The 18,870-nt window shown below is 46.7% G+C and carries 11 protein-coding genes; all 11 read left to right on the top strand.

Annotation, left to right across the window (positions count from 1 at the left end; genetic code table 11):
• Positions 1–42 precede the first annotated feature (42 nt).
• Positions 43–1,251, top strand: coding sequence for an ROK family transcriptional regulator (locus CI959_RS07930; protein ID WP_005860500.1), 1,209 nt, complete (start codon positions 43–45; stop codon positions 1,249–1,251).
• A 141-nt stretch (positions 1,252–1,392) separates the two neighbouring features.
• Positions 1,393–2,310, top strand: a complete 918-nt coding sequence (locus CI959_RS07925) for a dihydrodipicolinate synthase family protein (RefSeq protein WP_008773239.1) — start codon at positions 1,393–1,395, stop codon at positions 2,308–2,310.
• A gap of 3 nt (positions 2,311–2,313) precedes the next feature.
• Positions 2,314–3,516, top strand: coding sequence for an AGE family epimerase/isomerase (locus CI959_RS07920; protein WP_057317668.1), 1,203 nt, complete (start codon positions 2,314–2,316; stop codon positions 3,514–3,516).
• 102 nt (positions 3,517–3,618) lie between these two features.
• Positions 3,619–4,869 (top strand): MFS transporter, encoded by a 1,251-nt coding sequence (locus CI959_RS07915; RefSeq protein WP_005860494.1) that lies wholly within the window; start codon positions 3,619–3,621, stop codon positions 4,867–4,869.
• Positions 4,870–4,916: 47 nt separating this feature from the next.
• Positions 4,917–8,192, top strand: coding sequence for a TonB-dependent receptor (locus tag CI959_RS07910; protein ID WP_057317669.1), 3,276 nt, complete (start codon positions 4,917–4,919; stop codon positions 8,190–8,192).
• Between the two features lie 28 nt (positions 8,193–8,220).
• Complete coding sequence (gene nanU, locus CI959_RS07905) at positions 8,221–9,792, top strand: SusD family outer membrane lipoprotein NanU (protein WP_005860490.1); 1,572 nt, start codon at positions 8,221–8,223, stop codon at positions 9,790–9,792.
• Positions 9,793–9,929: 137 nt separating this feature from the next.
• Entirely contained in the window at positions 9,930–11,555 is a 1,626-nt protein-coding gene (locus CI959_RS07900) for a sialidase family protein (RefSeq protein WP_057317670.1), read from the top strand.
• Between the two features lie 9 nt (positions 11,556–11,564).
• Positions 11,565–13,583, top strand: coding sequence for a family 20 glycosylhydrolase (locus tag CI959_RS07895; protein WP_057317671.1), 2,019 nt, complete (start codon positions 11,565–11,567; stop codon positions 13,581–13,583).
• 21 nt (positions 13,584–13,604) lie between these two features.
• Positions 13,605–15,680 (top strand): GDSL-type esterase/lipase family protein, encoded by a 2,076-nt coding sequence (locus CI959_RS07890; RefSeq protein ID WP_057317672.1) that lies wholly within the window; start codon positions 13,605–13,607, stop codon positions 15,678–15,680.
• 3 nt (positions 15,681–15,683) lie between these two features.
• Entirely contained in the window at positions 15,684–16,874 is a 1,191-nt protein-coding gene (locus tag CI959_RS07885) for a cyclically-permuted mutarotase family protein (RefSeq protein WP_057317673.1), read from the top strand.
• A gap of 365 nt (positions 16,875–17,239) precedes the next feature.
• Positions 17,240–18,751 (top strand): IS1182 family transposase, encoded by a 1,512-nt coding sequence (locus CI959_RS07880; protein ID WP_057317674.1) that lies wholly within the window; start codon positions 17,240–17,242, stop codon positions 18,749–18,751.
• Positions 18,752–18,870: the final 119 nt, after the last annotated feature.

Below are 18,870 nucleotides of genomic sequence, written 5' to 3'. Positions count from 1 at the left end.
CTTATTGTACCTTTGCCCTAATCACTCAATAAAGGTATAACCATGACAACTAAGTTCTTGCTCTCGTCCGATGACAATACTCGTAGTGGCCTTCTGAAAAAGAAGATCATACATTATTATATGGCCAATGGAGACGCTACTATAGCGGAGGTATGTAAAGAAATGAATCTCAGTATCCCCACCGTCACTAAGCTAATTAGCGAATTACAAGAGGACGGTTATATACTCGACTTTGGAAAACAAGAGACTAGCGGAGGGCGTAAACCTAGTATTTACGGGCTCAATCCCGTATCCGGCTATTTTGTGGGCGTAGATATACTGAAAGATCAACTGAATCTAGCCATATTAGATTTTAAAGGAGATAAGATCCGCATTGAGCAGAATATCCCTTATACACTCGAAAACACACCAGCCGCTTTAGACCATCTTTGCGAATGTATCAATGAATTTATAAACTCGTTGCCGATCCCAAGGGAAAAGATATTAAGCATTGGCATTAATATATCCGGACGGGTAAATCCTTTCGCCGGATATAGCTATAGCATTTTTTACTTTGAGGAGAAGCCCTTGTCTCAAATCCTTGAGGAAAAACTACATATAAAGATCTATATAGAGAATGACACCCGTTCCATGGCTTACGGCGAATATCTTCAAGGAGTCGTAAAAGGAGAGAAAAATATCCTATTCATCAATATATCTTGGGGATTAGGTATCGGTATCATCATAGACGGCAAGGTTTATTTCGGGAAATCAGGTTTCTCCGGAGAATTTGGGCACTTCAGCTTCTTCGAGAATGAGATTCTTTGCCATTGCGGTAAAAAAGGATGCCTCGAGACTGGAGCTTCCGGTTCTGCCCTGTACCGTACCCTCCTTGAGCGGTATAAAGAGGGTAGCAACACCATATTGGCCAGTAAAATCGATGCCGGGGAATACATCGGGCTCTCTGACTTGATCGACGCTATTCACAAAGAGGATATGCTATCTATTGAGATACTGGAGGAGATCGGTTTTAATCTAGGTAAAGGAATAGCCGGATTGATGAACATTTTCAATCCAGAGCTGGTCGTACTGGGTGGGCCCTTGTCGCAAACGGGAGAATATTTAAGTCTACCTATTAAAAGTGCCGTTAGGAAGTACTCTTTAAACTTGGTAACCCGTGATACACAGATCAAAGTATCCAAATTAGGTGAAAGAGCGGGCATATTAGGGGCCTGCCTGCTATCTCGATCTAAAATTCTAGGTATGATTTAACAATCATTTCAAAGGAATTAAATAAAAATCAAATAATTATTTCATTTTCTTGATAAAATATTGATTTGTTATTAAAATATTTTATTTATATTTGCATCGTAATTAAAATCAGAGGTTAAAACTCATAAAAATAACGCAGGTATGGATAAAATTAAAGGACTGATCGATGCTCCCTTCACTCCGTTCCATGAGAACGGGGAAGTTAATTACGAGCCAATTGAAGCTTACGCGAAACTTCTTGTGAAAAACGGACTGAAAGGCGTGTTCATCAATGGTTCTTCCGGAGAAGGTTATATGCTGACAGAGGAAGAACGCATGAAACTGGCCGAGAAATGGATGGAAGCAGCTCCGGAAGGCTTTAAGGTAATTGTGCACGTAGGTAGCACATGCGTTAAGTCTAGTCGTAATTTAGCGGAACATGCTCAAAAGATCGGCGCTTGGGGTATTGGCGCTATGGCTACCCCTTTCCCTCGTATCGGTCGAATTGAGGAATTGGTAAAGTACTGCGAGGAGATCGCTTGCGGCGCTCCTGCCTTACCGTTTTACTACTATCATATCCCTGCGTTTAACAACGCTTTCCTCCCTATGCTGGATTTCTTAAAAGCAGTAGACGGGCGTATCCCTAATTTCGCCGGTATCAAATATACATACGAGAGCTTATACGAATACAATCAATGTCGTTTATACAAGGATGGTAAATTCGACATGTTGCACGGACAGGATGAAACGATTCTTCCTTGCCTTGCGATGGGTGGAGCGCAAGGAGGTATCGGTGGTACCACAAACTATAACGGAAAAGAATTAACCGGTATCCTAGAGGCTTGGGCAGCCGGTGACTTAGAGACAGCTCGCGAGAGACAAAACTTCTCTCAGGAGGTTATTAACGTTATCTGCAATTACCGTGGTAATATCGTCGGAGGAAAACGCATCATGAAATTGATCGGATTAGATCTCGGCAAGAACCGTACCCCGTTCCGGAATATGACGGACGAAGAAGAGGCCGCGATGAAAGCGGAATTAGAGGCTATCAATTTCTTTGAAAGATGTAATAAATTCTAAGGTATGGCAGCGTTTGACAATTTATCTAATCCATCGGAATATCTAGCTTATTGGGGCAAGACCTATCGGAATGAGCTTCTTTCCAATATTCTTCCTTTTTGGATGAAATACGGACTGGACAAAGAGAACGGCGGTTACTTTACTTGCGTAGACCGGGATGGTACTCTGATGGACTCCACTAAATCCGTTTGGTTCCAAGGACGATTCGCCTTTATCTTGGCATATGCCTATAATCACATTGAGAAGAACGAAGAATGGCTGAGAGCCTGTAAAAACGGTATCGATTTCATCGAGAAACATTGTTTTGATACGGACGGACGTATGTTCTTCGAGGTAACAGCGGCAGGCATCCCTGTACGTAAACGCCGTTACGTATTCTCCGAGACTTTCGCAGCGATCGCCATGGCCCACTATGCATTGGCATCAGGCGATAAAAGCTATGCCGAGAAGGCCGTGAACTTATTCAAGCAAGTATTACACTATAAGAATACCCCGGGATTATTGGAGCCTAAATTTCGTGAAGGTCTCGTGGCGAAAGGCCATTCTTTCTGCATGATACTGATCGATACGGCGGCACGCATCCGTGAGGCCATAAACGATCCCATACTTACACAACAAATCGATGATTCCATAGCCGAGCTACGCCGTGATTTCATGCATCCCGAATTCAAGGCTATCTTGGAGACAGTAGGACCCAACGGTGAGTTTATCGACTCTATCGCCGGGCGTACCATCAATCCCGGCCACTCCATCGAGACCGCATGGTTTATCTTGGAAGAGGCCAAATACCGAGGATGGGACCCTCAACTAAAAGAGATGGGCTTACAAATCCTCAACTGGTCTTGGGACTGGGGCTGGGATAAGACGTACGGCGGAATCAACTATTTCAAGGATTGCAAAAACTTCCCTCCCCAAGAGTATTGGCACGACATGAAGTTCTGGTGGCCACAATGCGAGGCGGTTATCGCTACGCTTTACGCCTACCAAGCGACTGGCGACGCCAAATATCTCGAAATGCACAAACTAATAAACGATTACACATTTAATCATCTCCCCGACAAAGAATATGGGGAATGGTATGGCTACCTACACTTCGATGGTAGTCTCTCTCAATCTGCCAAAGGCAATCTATTCAAAGGTCCGTTCCACATTCCTAGAATGCTTCTCAAATGTAGTTTACTCTGCGACGAAATTCTTTCTAAATAACTTTATCTAAAATACTGAAAATTGGTCAATTGACATCAGGGGTCACAACCGTGGCTCCTGATGTTCTAAGGCTTTGTTTTCCTTTTTATTTTCCTCAATCAAATGAAAAATAAGAAATTATATCCTTGGATCGTAGTCGGTTTACTATGGGTTGTCGCCTTACTGAACTATATGGATCGCCAGATGCTATCAACCATGAAATCAGCTATGATGGTGGATATCGTGGAACTAGAGTCTGCGGCGAACTTCGGACGTTTGATGGCGGTCTTCCTCTGGATCTACGGATTCATGAGCCCTGTAGCCGGTATGGTGGCAGACAGGGTAAACAGGAAGTGGCTAATCGTGGGTAGCTTATTTGTCTGGTCCTTCGTGACTTTGATGATGGGGTATTGCACGGATTTCAATCAGATCTATTACCTACGTGCCTTGATGGGGGTCAGTGAGGCCTTGTATATTCCTGCCGGATTATCGCTTATCACAGATTATCACCAAGAGAAAACACGGTCATTAGCCGTAGGTATCCATATGACAGGTCTATACGTAGGCCAAGCCTTGGGAGGATTCGGAGCTACGGTGGCCAGCGCTTATACGTGGGAAACGACTTTCCATTGGTTTGGTATCATCGGCATCGCTTATAGCGTGGTCTTGATCATCTTCTTACACGATAAGAAAGATCATGTGGAACAAGCCGTAAAACTGGAAAATTATCCGAAAGAGAATCCGATTTCCGGTGCGTTTAAAGGATTAGGGATGTTATTCACGAACATCGCTTTTTGGATCATTCTTCTTTATTTCGCCACGCCGAGCTTACCGGGTTGGGCGACAAAGAACTGGCTCCCTACCCTATTCGCTGAAAATCTCTCGTTGGATATGTCCGAGGCCGGTCCGTTATCTACATTCACGATCGCTATCTCTTCCTTTATAGGGGTAATCGCCGGAGGTATTTTATCCGATAAATGGATCCAGCGGAATGTCCGGGGACGTGTATACACAGGCGCCATTGGTTTGGCATTAACGATACCCTCTCTCCTATTACTAGGATTTGGGCACAACTTCCCGATGATTATCGGCGGTGGTCTTTGCTTCGGTATCGGTTATGGTATATTCGACGCCAATAATATGCCTATCCTTTGCCAATTCATCTCCCCCCGTTATCGGGCTACAGCCTATGGAATTATGAATATGACCGGTGTATTTGCCGGAGCCGCCATCACGGATATACTAGGAAAATCTACCGACGCTGGTAATCTTGGCCATGACTTCGCCATGCTAGCCGGATTGGTACTCATCGCACTTTTAATCCAAGTGATCTTCTTACGTCCGAAAGTCGCTAATATGACCGACGAATGCTAATTAATCTCATCCAATAAACTAAATAAACAACAAAAAAGTAATTCATTATGAAGAAGAATCTACTGCTCTTAATGCTTGCGCTCCTACTTCCGGCATTTATGTACGGACAAGAGCAGACAGTCTCCGGAACAGTGCTGGATACCTATAACATGGGTGTCCCCGGTGCGTCTATCGTTGAAAAAGGCACGACAAATGGAACGATTACCGATTTCGACGGTAATTACACTCTCACCGTATCCAACAAAAACGCCACATTAGTATTTTCTTTCATTGGGTACAAGACACAAGAAATTCCAGTAGCTGGGAAAGCCAAAGTAGACGTGATCCTACAAGAAAACGCCGAACAGCTAGACGAAGTAGTGGTAACCGGTTACGGTGGCTCACAAAAGAGAGCGACCTTGACAACCTCTATCTCTAAATTGGATAACGCCGTACTGGAAAACGCAGCGATGTCTAACGCCGGACAATCCTTGCAAGGAACCGTATCTGGTTTGCGCGTCGTAAACACGACCGGTCAGCCGGGAGCAAACCCAAATATCGTACTTCGTGGCGGAGCTACCATAACAGGTAAGGATAATGGCGCATTGGTCGTTGTAGATGGTATCGTGCGCAACTCATTGGCCGACATCAACCCCTCCGACATCGAGTCTATCCAAGTATTGAAAGACGCAGCCTCAACCGCTATCTACGGTGCCCGTGCCAATGGTGGCGTAATCTTGGTTACCACGAAACGTGGCAAAGAAGGATCCGCTTCCGTCTCTTACAAGTTCAAGGGAGGTGCCAACTTTGCTCGCACAGGTTATGATTACTTAAACGCTCACGATTATATTTACTACAATCGCTTAGGATACCAAAGAACAGGACGTTCAGGCATGGATAACCAAATGGGATACGGTATCGGGAATGACCTATTTGATATCCGTTATTTGGATGACAGTACCAAAGGCCTCTTGGCAGAAGGTTGGCAACAAATGCAAGACCCAACCGATCCGAATAAACAAATCTTATTCAAGGATTACTCAGGGCAAATGAAAGACGCAGCCTTCCAAGACCCTTCTTTCACGCAAGATCATTATATCAATATCACAGGAGGTAACGACAAAGGTACATTCGCAGCCAGCTTAGGTTACTACAAAGAAGACGGTCTCATTAAGGGAACCAGCTACGAGCGTTTCTCCGGGACATTCAATGGATCCTATAAGATATTTCCGATCTTGACAGTCAACTCTGGAACGACTTATACATGGTCTCGCCAGCCGGGTCTTTGGATCGGATCATATGAGTTCTTCTATCGCACAATGAGCCAACGCCCTACATGGAACCCATACATGGAAGACGGATCTCCCGCTTCAGGCTTCGGCACGGGTGATGGAAACCCTCTTTACTACAAAGATAAATTAACGAATACGAATGGAACCCGCCGCTCTACCTATAATATCGGTTTTGATCTAGAGATCATCCCGAAGAAATTAATCTTGAAAGAGAATAGCGCCCTATACCACGTAGACGATCAAACAGATAAGTTCGAGAAATCTTACCAACAACAAAACGCCACTAGCCCGAATCTTACCCGTAAGGCTGAGGCCAAATATATAAAGCAGAACCAACAGCAACATAGTGTTACTTTGACGTACACAGACACATTCAAAGAAAAACACAATCTGGAGGCAATGCTTGGTGGCGAGTATTTCAATTGGCATCAATATACGCTGAACGCAAGGACCGAAAATTCTCCGTCGGATGACATCCCTACTTTGAACGCTGGTAGTAATCGTACCTATACCTATAGCTACAAGGAAGGCTATCGTATCCTTTCTGGCTTTGCCCGTGTAAACTATAACTACAATTACAAATACCTGTTATCGGTCGTAGCTCGTTATGACGGAATCTCCAAGTTGAGCGATAACCGTTGGGGCTTCTTCCCGGGTATCTCCGCTGGTTGGAATATCATGGAAGAGGAGTTCTTTAAGGAATCGAAGTTGGTAGATGTGATCTCTAACCTGAAGCCTCGTATCAGCTACGGCGTGAACGGTAACGTAAACGGATTAGGATACTACGACGTATATGGCAGCTATGGGCAGAAAGACGCAAACGGATCGATCATAACAAACTATGATGGCTCTGTAGGTTTCTATAATGACAAATTGGTAAACGGTGGATTACGTTGGGAGCAAAGTAAATCTTTCGAAGTAGGTTTGGATATAGGATTCTTCAACAATCGCCTGAGCTTTATCCTAGACTATTATAATCGTACGACTTCCGATTTGTTGACAGATTTGGATTTACCCAATTACACTGGTTTCAACAGCATCAAAACCAACTTGGGAACTTTACGTAACCAAGGTTTCGAGATGGAAGTAAAAGCGAATATCCTAAACAACGTAAACGGATTCAGTTGGGATGTATCAGCAAACTTATCTACGGTAGCGAACAAGATTGTCAAGCTTCCGGCCAATGGGAACGAAAATAACCGCCAAGGAGGTTACCAAGTATACGACCCGCAAAAGGGTGAAGTCGTATGGGTTGGCGGAAAACAAGAAGGTGGTAAGCTGGGTGATTTATTTGCCTTCAAGCAAGATCATATCTTCAAGGATTGGGATGACGTGAAAGCGAATGCCAATAACCGCTACGACGCAATTGGAGAATTGTATGGCCCCGCCGCATGGGAAGCTTTAAAGGATAAGGCAGGTAAGCAACCGATCGAGCCGGGTGACGTTTGTTGGGCCGACTTGAACAATGATGGCGTAATCAACAATCTAGACCGCGTGAAAGTAGGTAATCTTTTCCCGACAGTAACCGGTGGTTTCTCCACGACATTAGGCTATAAAGATTTCTCTTTATACGCTCGTTTTGATTATGCGTTAGGGCATACGCTGTATAACGACTTAGCCGCACGTTCACTTGGACAATATCAAGGTTCGTTTAACATCATCGATATGGTGAAAGACAGTTGGTCGGAGACAAACCAGGATACGGATATACCTAAGTTCTACTATGCCGATCAGTTGAGCAAGAAGAATATTACTCGCTCCAACAATGGTTTGACAGCAGTTGACAACAACAGCTCCCGCTTCTACGAAAAAGGTGATTATCTAGCTTTACGTGAAATCACATTGACTTGGAACCTACCAAAGAAATGGATTAACAAAGCCTTGATGAGCAATGCCTCTGTTTATGTAACCGGACAAAACTTGTTCTACATCACAGGATATACCGGTGTATCTCCGGAACCGGCGGTAGATACTACCTATGGTCAAGGTCTTGATAACGGTAGATACCCAACTCCTAAAACGGTTCTTCTTGGTTTATCCGTAACATTTTAGTCAAACCCATTAAAAAAGACAGACATTTATGAAAAAGATAATTATAGCCATGATGGCAGCAGTCTCATTACTGAATTTCAGCGGATGCGACTCCTTGGACATGGAACCCGTAAGTAGTATTTCCGACGCAAACTATTGGAAATCCCCGGACCAGTTTAAGGCATTCAACATAGGTTTACACGGATTGCTCCGTTCACAATCCAGTTATAACATATTCGTATTGGGCGAACCTCGCTCGGACATCTACGGAGATCAGCCGTTCGGAGGCGAGGCTACCCAAGGCGTAGAGCGTTTCTCATACAATACGATCAACGCAGAGTTTACAGGAATCAGCAACTTCGCTAATTTTTATACGACACTGAACCAAATCAACTTGATGATCCGTAGAACGAACGAGACCGATTTATTAGGCGAGGCCGAAAAGAACTATTACTTAGGGCAGGCTTACGGTTTACGCGCCTATATCTATTTCCATTTGTTACGCTCTTGGGGAGACGTTATCATTACTACGGAGCCAACCTTAGGTAGCGAATTGGATATCTCTCACCTTGATAAGGCCGCTTCTCCAGCGAGTGAGGTGATGGATCTGATCAAGAAGGATATCGATGCCTCGGAAAAAGCTTTTGGCGGAGATTATTCTTATAAACAAGGAAAGTGTTATTGGTCTAAACCCGCTACCTTGATGCTGAAAGGTGAGGTTTATCTATGGAGCGGACGCCAGATGGGTGGCGGCACGGGCGATTATACCGTAGCCAAGACAGCCTTGCAAGATCTTCAACAAAACGGCAACTTAAAGCTGCAAGAGAAATTCACGGACGTTTTCTCTTTCAACAATAAGGAGAACAGCGAGATGATCTTCGCACTCCATAGTGGTAAGGAGGATGATTTCATGATGTGGAGAGACTATAACTGGCGTAACAATATGGTACCTCAACGTGAGTACATGGCAGGCTACTGTGACGAGACAGGAACTCCATTCCTTGAAATACCGGGATACAACCTACAAGGCTTAATGCGCTACCAAGTAAAGAAAGATCATTACCTAAAATCATTCCGCGAAGGTGATACCCGCTTGAAAGGTACCTTGAAGGCCGTTTATAAAAAGCACGAAGACGGCACCTTGGAGTATATCGCACCAATCCAATACAAGTTCCAAGGAACCACCTTGGAAGGTAGTAACGAGAGAAGTTGGTACGATGATTATCCTATCTATCGCTATGCGGATGCCTTGCTATTATTAGCCGAGGCTAAGGCCTTGCTCGGAGAAGATCCTTCTACAGAGATCAACGCCGTTCGCGAGCGTGCTTACGGTTCCGAATATTTTAACGCACATAAGAACGAGGTGGCTTATCCGAATGACAAAGGAAGTTTCTATAACGATAACCCGTTTGAGGCGGGCGACGAGAATGTGATGGAAGCTATCCTTAAAGAGAGACTTCGCGAGTTCTTCTTTGAGGGTAAACGTTGGTACGACTTGAGACGCTTCGGTAAGGATTATGTATTAAAATATACCACAGCACAAGAATCACGTTTATTATGGCCGATCAATGAAGGGGCATTGACAAACAACCCCGCATTGAAACAGACTCCCGGATACTAATCGTACATAGGTTTAAGGCGATTGGATATAACTAGGTTTTTGGCACGAATTCCAAAGGGGCTTTGTTCATATGAATGAATATCGCTACCTTTGGAATTCACATATCTATTAATTTCAACCTACAAACAAAAAACATCATGAAAAAAACTTTCCTGTATTTCTGCCTTCTTTTCATCGTACAAACGGCTTTTGCGGCAGACAGTCTTTATGTGCGAGAGCAACAAATCCCCATCTTGATAGACCGGATCGACAATGTACTTTACGAGATGCGGATACCGGCCCAAAAAGGGGATGTATTAAACGAGATCACGATACAGATCGGAGACAATGTCGACCTGTCGGACATCCAAGCGATACGTCTATTTTATAGCGGAGTGGAAGCTCCATCCCGCAAAGGGGAACATTTCAGTCCCGTTACGTACATATCCAGCCATATACCGGGAAATACCCGTAAGGCTCTTGAATCTTATTCCGTACGGCAAGATGAGGTTACCGCCCCCTTGTCGCGCACGGTAAAACTAACCTCTAAGCAACCGATGCTTAAAGGCATCAACTATTTCTGGGTAAGTATCCAGATGAAGCCTGAGACTTCCTTATTGGCAAAAGTAGCGACCACGATGCCTAACGCACAGATCAACAACAAACCGATCGACATCACTTGGAAAGGAAAGGTGGACGAACGCCATGTAGGTATCGGCGTACGCCAAGCCGGGGATGACGGATCGGCGGCCTTCCGCATCCCGGGATTAGTGACGACGAATAACGGAACATTACTCGGAGTCTACGATATTCGCTATAATAGCAGCGTGGACCTACAAGAGAAAATCGATATCGGAGTAAGCCGCAGTACCGATAAGGGACAAACTTGGGAACCGATGCGAGTAGCCATGACTTTCAAACAAACGGATGGCCTGCCCCACGGACAAAACGGCGTGGGAGACCCATCGATCTTGGTAGACGAAAAGACCAATACGATCTGGGTAGTAGCCGCATGGACGCATGGTATGGGTAACGAACGGGCTTGGTGGAACTCCATGCCGGGAATGACACCGGACGAGACCGCCCAACTTATGCTCGTGAAAAGTGAGGACGATGGTAAGACGTGGAGCGAACCGATCAATATCACCTCCCAAGTGAAAGACCCGTCTTGGTATTTCCTATTGCAAGGCCCGGGACGAGGCATCACGATGCAAGACGGTACCTTGGTCTTCCCGATCCAGTTTATCGACGCTACCCGTGTGCCCAACGCCGGCATTATGTATAGCAAAGACCGCGGGAAAACATGGCACCTGCATAACTTAGCCCGCACGAATACCACAGAGGCGCAAGTTGCCGAGGTAGAGCCGGGCGTATTGATGTTAAATATGCGTGATAACCGGGGTGGTAGCCGTGCCGTGGCCACCACAAAGGATTTAGGCAAGACATGGACAGAGCATCCTTCCAGCCGTAGTGCCTTACAGGAATCCGTTTGTATGGCCAGCTTGATCAAGGTAAACGCCAAGGATAACATCACCGGCAAGGACCTTCTACTCTTCTCCAACCCGAACACGACGAAAGGGCGTAATCATATCACGATCAAGGCGAGTCTGGACGGTGGACTTACTTGGCCCACGGAGCATCAAGTCTTATTAGACGAGGCCGAGGGATGGGGATATTCCTGTCTTTCGATGATCGATAAGGAAACGGTAGGAATCTTCTACGAGTCAAGCGTAGCGCATATGACCTTCCAAGCTGTCAAATTACAGGATCTCATTCATCAATAATCTAAGTATATGCGATATATACTGCATTTTGCAATTGTTTTAAGTTTCTTGTATTCCGGGCCTCTGATGGCCCGGAATCCTGTTTTATTGCCCTTGCCCCAAAAATACGTCCGGACAAACGCTTCGTTCCATCCGAAGGAAATCGCGGTTTCTTCCGAAGGGAAACTCCGTTCCATCCTAATGGAATTCTTGGAGGAGCTGCCGGTAAGCGTCCAACCGGACAGCCGATACAAGATAGCGGTTTCCTTGGTTGACAAATTGGACGGAATCCCCCTCAACTCCGAGGAGGCTTATCAACTAAGCGTCTCTTCCCGGGGCATAACCATCCGGGCAGTGTCCGAGCAAGGGGCTTATTGGGCGATACAGACCTTACGCCAACTGACCGAGCGGCAAGGGAAGCGATATTCCATCCAAGGCTGCGAGATCACCGACTGGCCTGCTTTCCGCATACGAGGATTCATGCAAGACGTAGGGCGGAGCTATATCTCCATGAAAGAACTGAAACGGGAGATCGAGGTACTTTCCCGCTACAAGATGAACGTATTTCATTGGCATCTCACGGAGAACCAAGCTTGGCGTCTGGAGAGCAAGATCTTTCCGATGCTGAACGACAGCTGCAATATGAGCCGTATGCCCGGAAAATATTACACGATCGAGGAGGCAAAGGAGCTGGTTCGCTTTTGTAAAGAACATAACGTACTACTCATCCCGGAGGTAGATATGCCGGGACATAGCGCCGCTTTCATACGGGCCTTCCGTCATGATATGCAGAGCAAGGAGGGTATGGCGATCTTGAAACTATTGATGGACGAGGTTTGCGAGGTATTCGAGGAGGTTCCTTACTTACATATCGGTACGGACGAGGTAAAGTTTACCAATCCAAAGTTCGTACCCGAGATGGTCGCTTATATCCGTGCGAAAGGGAAACAAGTGATCTCTTGGAACCCGGGATGGAAGTACAAGCCGGGTGAGATCGACATGGAGCAAATGTGGAGTTACCGGGGAAAAGCGCGACCGGGCATTCCCGCAATCGACTCCCGTTTCCATTATATCAACCATTTTGATACGTTCGCCGACTTGATCGGCTTATACACCAGCCGTATTTACAATGAACCGCAAGGAAGTCATGATTTGGCGGGTACGATCCTTGCCGTATGGCACGACCGGGTCGTACAGCCGGAGGACAAATTGATCCGGGAGAATAATTTGTATCCGAATCTATTAGCGATTGCCGAACGTTCTTGGTTGGGCGGCGGCTATCAATATTTCGATAAGAACGGAACGATGCTGCCTATCGATCCCGATAACGAGGAGCATAAGGCATTTGTCGATTTTGAGCGACGGATGTTATGGCATAAAGAACATCATTTCCAAGGATACCCGTTCGCCTACGTCAAGCAAACCAACGTGAAATGGCGTATCACCGACCCTTTCCCGAATGATGGGGAACTGACCCGTTCTTTCCCTCCGGAAAAGTCGCTTCAGACGCAATATACCTATGAAGGGAAAAGCTACGGCACGCACGACGCCATCGGTGCCGGAATCTACCTGCGCCATGTCTGGGGACCGCTGGTTCCCGGTGTCTATAAGGACCCGCAGCCGAATCATACCGCTTACGCATGGACTTGGATCTATTCGCCCAAGACGCAAGACGTAGGGGCGTGGATCGAATTCCAGAATTACGGGCGCTCGGAGATGGATCTTCCTCCCTCACAAGGGAAATGGGATTATAAAGAGAGCCGTATCTGGGTAAATGATCAAGAGATAACGCCCCCCGTATGGACCGCTACCCACCGGGAGAAGTCCAATGAGATCCCACTGGGGAACGAGAACTGCGTAAGCCGTAAACCAACCCCGGTCCATCTGGAAAAAGGCTGGAACAAGGTGTTCATGAAGCTTCCGGTCGGTACGTTCAATACCCCCGAGGTCCGTCTGGTGAAATGGATGTTTACGTTCGTTTGCGTCACCCCGGATGGAGAGAAAGCGGTGGAAGGACTGGTTTACTCTCCGGATAAACAACTTAAATAACGTCTAATTCGGTTGAATGAAATGAGAAAAATAATAGGAATCTTATCCATCTTCCTCGCTTTCGCTCTCATGGGGCAAGCGCAAAGAATCAAGGTGGCTTGCGTAGGTAATAGCGTGACCTACGGCTACGGAATCGAGAACAGGGAAACAAACTGCTACCCGGCCCAATTGCAACAGATGCTTGGAGATGCCTACGAAGTGGAGAACTTCGGGCATAGCGGGGCTACTTTATTAAACAAGGGATATCGTCCTTATACCCAACAAGAGGCGTATCAAAAGGCACTGAGGTTTGCCGGGGATTACGTGATCATCCATCTGGGATTGAACGATACGGACCCTCGGGCATGGCCGAATTACCGGGATGATTTCGTCCGGGACTATCTTTCCTTGATCGAATCCTTCCGGAAAGCCAATCCGAGATGCAAGGTATGGGTTTGTCGCATGACTCCGATATCTCACCGCCATCCTCGTTTTAAATCCGGTACAAGAGACTGGTACTGGATGGAGCAAGCGCTTATCGAAGAAATCGCCCGGATAGCCGGCGCGACCTTGGTCGATTTGCAGGAAGGATTATATGATCGTCCGGATCTATTGCCCGACGCATTGCATCCCAACGCTGAAGGTGCCGGTATCTTGGCCCGCACCGTTTATGGGGCGCTAACCGGCGATTACGGAGGATTACAGCTTCCTGCCATCTATTCGGACCGGATGGTCTTGCAACGGGATCAACCGCTTCCTATATCTGGCATCGCCAACCAAGGGGAGAAAGTAACCGTTACCCTCGCCGGACAAAGGAAGGAGACCGTAGCCGGTACGAACGGGAAATGGACTGTCACGCTCGATCCCTTACGGGTAAGCGGGAAATCCTATACCTTAACGGTTTCTACCCCCAGCCGCACGCTGAACTATCGGGATGTAGTAGCCGGGGAAGTCTGGCTATGCTCCGGACAATCCAACATGGCGTTCCGGGTAAACGAGAGCGTAAAGGAAGAACAACAGCAACAATTGGATTACGCGAAACAACACTCGCAAATCCGTTTATTCGACCTAAAGCCCCGCTGGGAGACCTACGCCGTGGAATGGGACGCTTCCGTACTGGATTCATTGAACCGCCTGCAATATTACCACGACGCTCAATGGGAAGTATGCGACACGCGGAATACCGCACGCTTCTCGGCCATAGGATTTGCCTTCGGGCGTATGCTGGCCGATAGCTTACAAGTACCCGTAGGATTGATATTGAACGCTGTTGGCGGCTCGCCTACGGAGGCATGGATCGACCGGAAAACACTGGAATTCGAGTTTCCGGATATCTTACAGGATTGGACGAAGAACGACTTTATCCAAAATTGGGTACGTGAACGGGCGGCCTTAAACATCAAGCAAGCGTCCAACCCGCTCCAACGCCATCCGTATGAGCCTTGTTATCTGTTCGAGGCGGGTATCCAACCCCTTCATCGATATCCCATCAAAGGGATTATTTGGTACCAAGGAGAATCGAACGCCCATAATATGGAAGTACACGAACGATTATTCCCGTTATTGGTGAACAGCTGGCGCCAGAATTGGAACGCAGACCTGCCTTTCTACTATGTCCAACTATCCAGCATAGACCGCCCGAGTTGGACTTGGTTCAGGGACAGCCAACGCCGCCTGGCGCAAACCGTATCGAATACGGGTATGGCCGTTAGTAGCGATCGCGGGGATTCTTTAAACGTTCACCCTACCCGAAAAAAAGAGATTGGCGAACGACTGGCACATTGGGCCTTGAACAAGACCTACGGACATAACGTAATCCCATCCGGCCCTTTGTTCCGCAGCGCAACGTTTACCGATAACGCCGCCTATATCACTTTCGATTACGCAAAGGGCTTGACAACCTCCGATGGGGACCCCATCCGTACATTCGAGATCGCCGAGCAGGAAGGACTTTACTATCCGGCGCAAGCCGTGGTAGAGAACGGGAAAGTAAAGGTGTGGAACGATCAAGTGACTCACCCGAAGCTGGTACGCTACGGCTGGCAACCCTTCACGAGAGCGAATCTTATAAACGAGGCGGGCATGCCGGCCTCTACGTTCCGGGCAATAAAAGAATAAGCTATGCATAATAAACAACAAATCACCGGCTGGTTGTTCCTCCTGCTACTCTGCGTAGCGGGATGCGGCCAGCCTGTATCTAAAAAACAGAACACCATGATAAACTGGACAAAATTACCGGATCTACCGGGAGCAGCCGATACGGCCTCCCTTGGCGTTTCCGCCCCGTTCGCCGGCATTCATAACGGCGTATTGATCGTTGCCGGAGGTTGCAACTTTCCGGACAAACCCGTCACCGAGGGAGGAGCCAAGCGATATTATAGCGAGATATTCGTCCTTCTTCCCGAAGGCTGGAAAGAGATCGACCGACTGCCTCGTCCCGTCGCCTACGGCGCTACGGTTTCTACCCCAGAAGGTATCGTTTGCATCGGAGGAAACAACAGTGATTCTTCCTTGGTGGAGGTCTCCCGCATCTCCTATAACCCCACGAAAGGAGAGGTAACGGTTTGCGCCTTACCCTCCTTACCGTCTCCAATGGATAATCTCTCGGCCGCATTTACCGGACAGGAGATTTACGTAGCAGGGGGAAATGAGAACGGACAGCCCTGCCATACCTTCTTACGCCTCAACCTAGCGAATATCGAAAAGGGATGGGAACAACTACCGGACTTCCCGGGAGCAGCCCGTGTACAGCCGGTATTAGCGACCGGAGAAAGTCCCAACGGCACACGTATCTATCTAGCCGGAGGCTTCCAGCCCATCCTAAACGAAGAGGAACCGATCGTCCCGACGGATGTATTGGTATTCGACCCGGCAACTTTTACCTGGCAACAAGAGACCGTTCTTCCCCCGTTTAAGGACGGAGCGAACCGTACCCTAACAGGAGGCTGTGCCGTGACTTTCCAAACGGATAAAATCTTATTTATGGGAGGTGTGAACTACGATTGTTTCTTAGCCGCCATCGCCCGACCGATCCATTTAGCGAAAGCGGAGGCGGCGCAAGATTCAGCGGCCATTACCCGCCTGCAAGCGGAAGCCAAGGCCTATATGCACCATCCGATAGAATGGTACCGATTCAATACCACCTTACTTCAATACGACCTATCCACGAAAGCATGGAGCGATCTGGGCGAATATGAGCAGTTGGCCCGTGCCGGAGCGGGAGCGGTTATCCAAGATGGCCGGTTAACTATCATCAACGGAGAATTGAAACCGGGTATCCGCACGCCGCAAGTGAATCAAGCGAAATTATAATAGGGATTTAGTGGGATCGCTGGTAAGTTTGCCAACGATCCCTGTTTACTTTTCCCACCCGATTTTCAGTACCCGGAGTCTATTTAGAGCATACGTATCCCAAGGCAAATCCTAGACAATAAGCACGTAAATAATGTTCTTATATAAATCATTGAACATAAACATCTTAAAAAGACGATTATACTTTCCGCAAAACACGTACGTGTTTTTGGAAAAAGTCGAGGCTGTCTCAAATAGAAGTTTGAGATGGCCTTTTTTGTGTCTGCAAAAAAAATCAGGCAAGCTCTAACTTCGCTCAGCCAGAACTTGCCCGTCTCCCTAATTTTTTGTATCTTAGGGAATCAAATCAAGATATCCCAAAGATAATGTTTAAAAGTTACACATCCAACGATAATCTGCTTTTACCTCCATGTTTAGGCGATTTTATACCCCAGAACGATCCGGTCCGGGTTGTTCACCGTATCATTGAACAGATAAACCTTAAAGAACTTTACCTTAAGTATTCCTCTAAAGGCTGTTCTGCGTACCATCCACGCATGATGCTTCAGATTCTTGTCTATGCTTATTTGCGTAACATCTATTCCAGCCGTCGCATCGAAGAGTTCTGTCGTAACGATATCCGCTTCATGTGGCTTACCGGCAACGTGACTCCTGACCATAATACCATCAACCGTTTCCGCAGCAGCCGTCTGAAGGATGTACTGAAGACAGTTTTCGCTACTATTGTAAAGTTCCTCGTGTCAGAAGGTTTTGTAAGTCTTGATGTGGCATTTACCGACGGAACGAAAATGGAGGCTAACGCCAACCGTTATACATTTGTCTGGGGCAGGTCCATACATACCCGTATATCCGGAATAGCTGAACAGCTTGAGGAGATATGGCAGTATGCCGAATCCGTTACCAAACAGGAACTGCGTGATTCAGCTCCGGTTACATATCAGGATATCACCCCGGAGAAAGTGGAAAAGGCACTGGAGCAGATAGACGATGCCCTGAATGGAGTTGATGCTGACAAGAAAGTGAAAGCGAAGGTAAGGCGTGTAAGGAAGTCATGGCCTGAACAACTCAGGAAATATGAATCACAGGGAAAGATACTTGACGGACGCAACAGTTACTCAAAGACAGACAATGATGCCACTTTCATGCGCATGAAGGAGGACCATATGAAGAACGGACAGCTTAAACCCGGATATAATCCTCAGATAAGTACCAATAAACAGTTCATCCTGAACTATACCATCCATCAGTGTGCAGGCGATACCTCCACCTATCCTCTGCATATGGATGATTTCCATTCCCTTTACGGCAGATACCCTAACGTGTCTGTCTGTGATGCAGGATACGGAAGTGAAGAGAACTATCTGTATGCTTTCGGGCATGACATTGAAACCTTCATAAAGTACAATTATTTTCATAAGGAACAGAAAAGGAATTTCAGAAACGACCCGTTTCTCTCTGCCAACTTTTATTATAATGAGGAAAATGACGGCATGTACTGTCCTATGGGGCAGAGAATGGAAAGACTATCTGATGTAAGGCGGGTAACAGACAACGGTTTTGTGCAGACCATATCAAGATACAGGGCACGCAACTGCAAGGGTTGCCCGTTAAGATGCCGGTGTCATAAAAGCAGTTCGGAAAGGATTGTACAGGTAAATCACCGTCTGAGAAAAATCAAGGAAAAAGAACGTGAAAAGCTGCTTTCTGATGAAGGTCTGAAATATCGCAGTCAGCGACCACAGGATGTGGAAGCAGTATTTGGAAACCTCAAGAACAACAAGCACTTCAAGAGGTTCAATCTTCGTGGACTTAAGAAGGTTGAAATTGAGTTCGGCCTGCTGGCAATAGCACATAATCTTGCAAAAGTAGCCTCTTAGGAAGGTTATGGTAACAAAAAAACAGTGAAATCTTCAAAAGTAAGCTTATAAATTCATCTTTAGAGAAAAATCCAAAAGACTTCAACTTGGAATAAAACAACAGAGGCCATCTCAAGTTT

It is taken from the genome of Parabacteroides sp. AT13, assembly GCF_002272965.1.
GTDB classification, from domain to species: domain Bacteria; phylum Bacteroidota; class Bacteroidia; order Bacteroidales; family Tannerellaceae; genus Parabacteroides; species Parabacteroides distasonis.
The sequence above is the reverse complement of the archived record's forward strand: the minus strand, read 5'-3'. Positions and strand labels throughout refer to the sequence as shown.

Excerpts from the sequence above, each read along its gene's own strand:
- CI959_RS07930 (WP_005860500.1), top strand. The coding sequence starts at position 43 with ATGACAACTAAGTTCTTGCTCTCGTCCGATGACAATACTCGTAGTGGC.
- CI959_RS07925 (WP_008773239.1), top strand. The coding sequence starts at position 1,393 with ATGGATAAAATTAAAGGACTGATCGATGCTCCCTTCACTCCGTTCCAT.
- CI959_RS07920 (WP_057317668.1), top strand. The coding sequence starts at position 2,314 with ATGGCAGCGTTTGACAATTTATCTAATCCATCGGAATATCTAGCTTAT.
- CI959_RS07915 (WP_005860494.1), top strand. The coding sequence starts at position 3,619 with ATGAAAAATAAGAAATTATATCCTTGGATCGTAGTCGGTTTACTATGG.
- CI959_RS07910 (WP_057317669.1), top strand. The coding sequence starts at position 4,917 with ATGAAGAAGAATCTACTGCTCTTAATGCTTGCGCTCCTACTTCCGGCA.
- nanU (WP_005860490.1), top strand. The coding sequence starts at position 8,221 with ATGAAAAAGATAATTATAGCCATGATGGCAGCAGTCTCATTACTGAAT.
- CI959_RS07900 (WP_057317670.1), top strand. The coding sequence starts at position 9,930 with ATGAAAAAAACTTTCCTGTATTTCTGCCTTCTTTTCATCGTACAAACG.
- CI959_RS07895 (WP_057317671.1), top strand. The coding sequence starts at position 11,565 with ATGCGATATATACTGCATTTTGCAATTGTTTTAAGTTTCTTGTATTCC.
- CI959_RS07890 (WP_057317672.1), top strand. The coding sequence starts at position 13,605 with ATGAGAAAAATAATAGGAATCTTATCCATCTTCCTCGCTTTCGCTCTC.
- CI959_RS07885 (WP_057317673.1), top strand. The coding sequence starts at position 15,684 with ATGCATAATAAACAACAAATCACCGGCTGGTTGTTCCTCCTGCTACTC.
- CI959_RS07880 (WP_057317674.1), top strand. The coding sequence starts at position 17,240 with ATGTTTAAAAGTTACACATCCAACGATAATCTGCTTTTACCTCCATGT.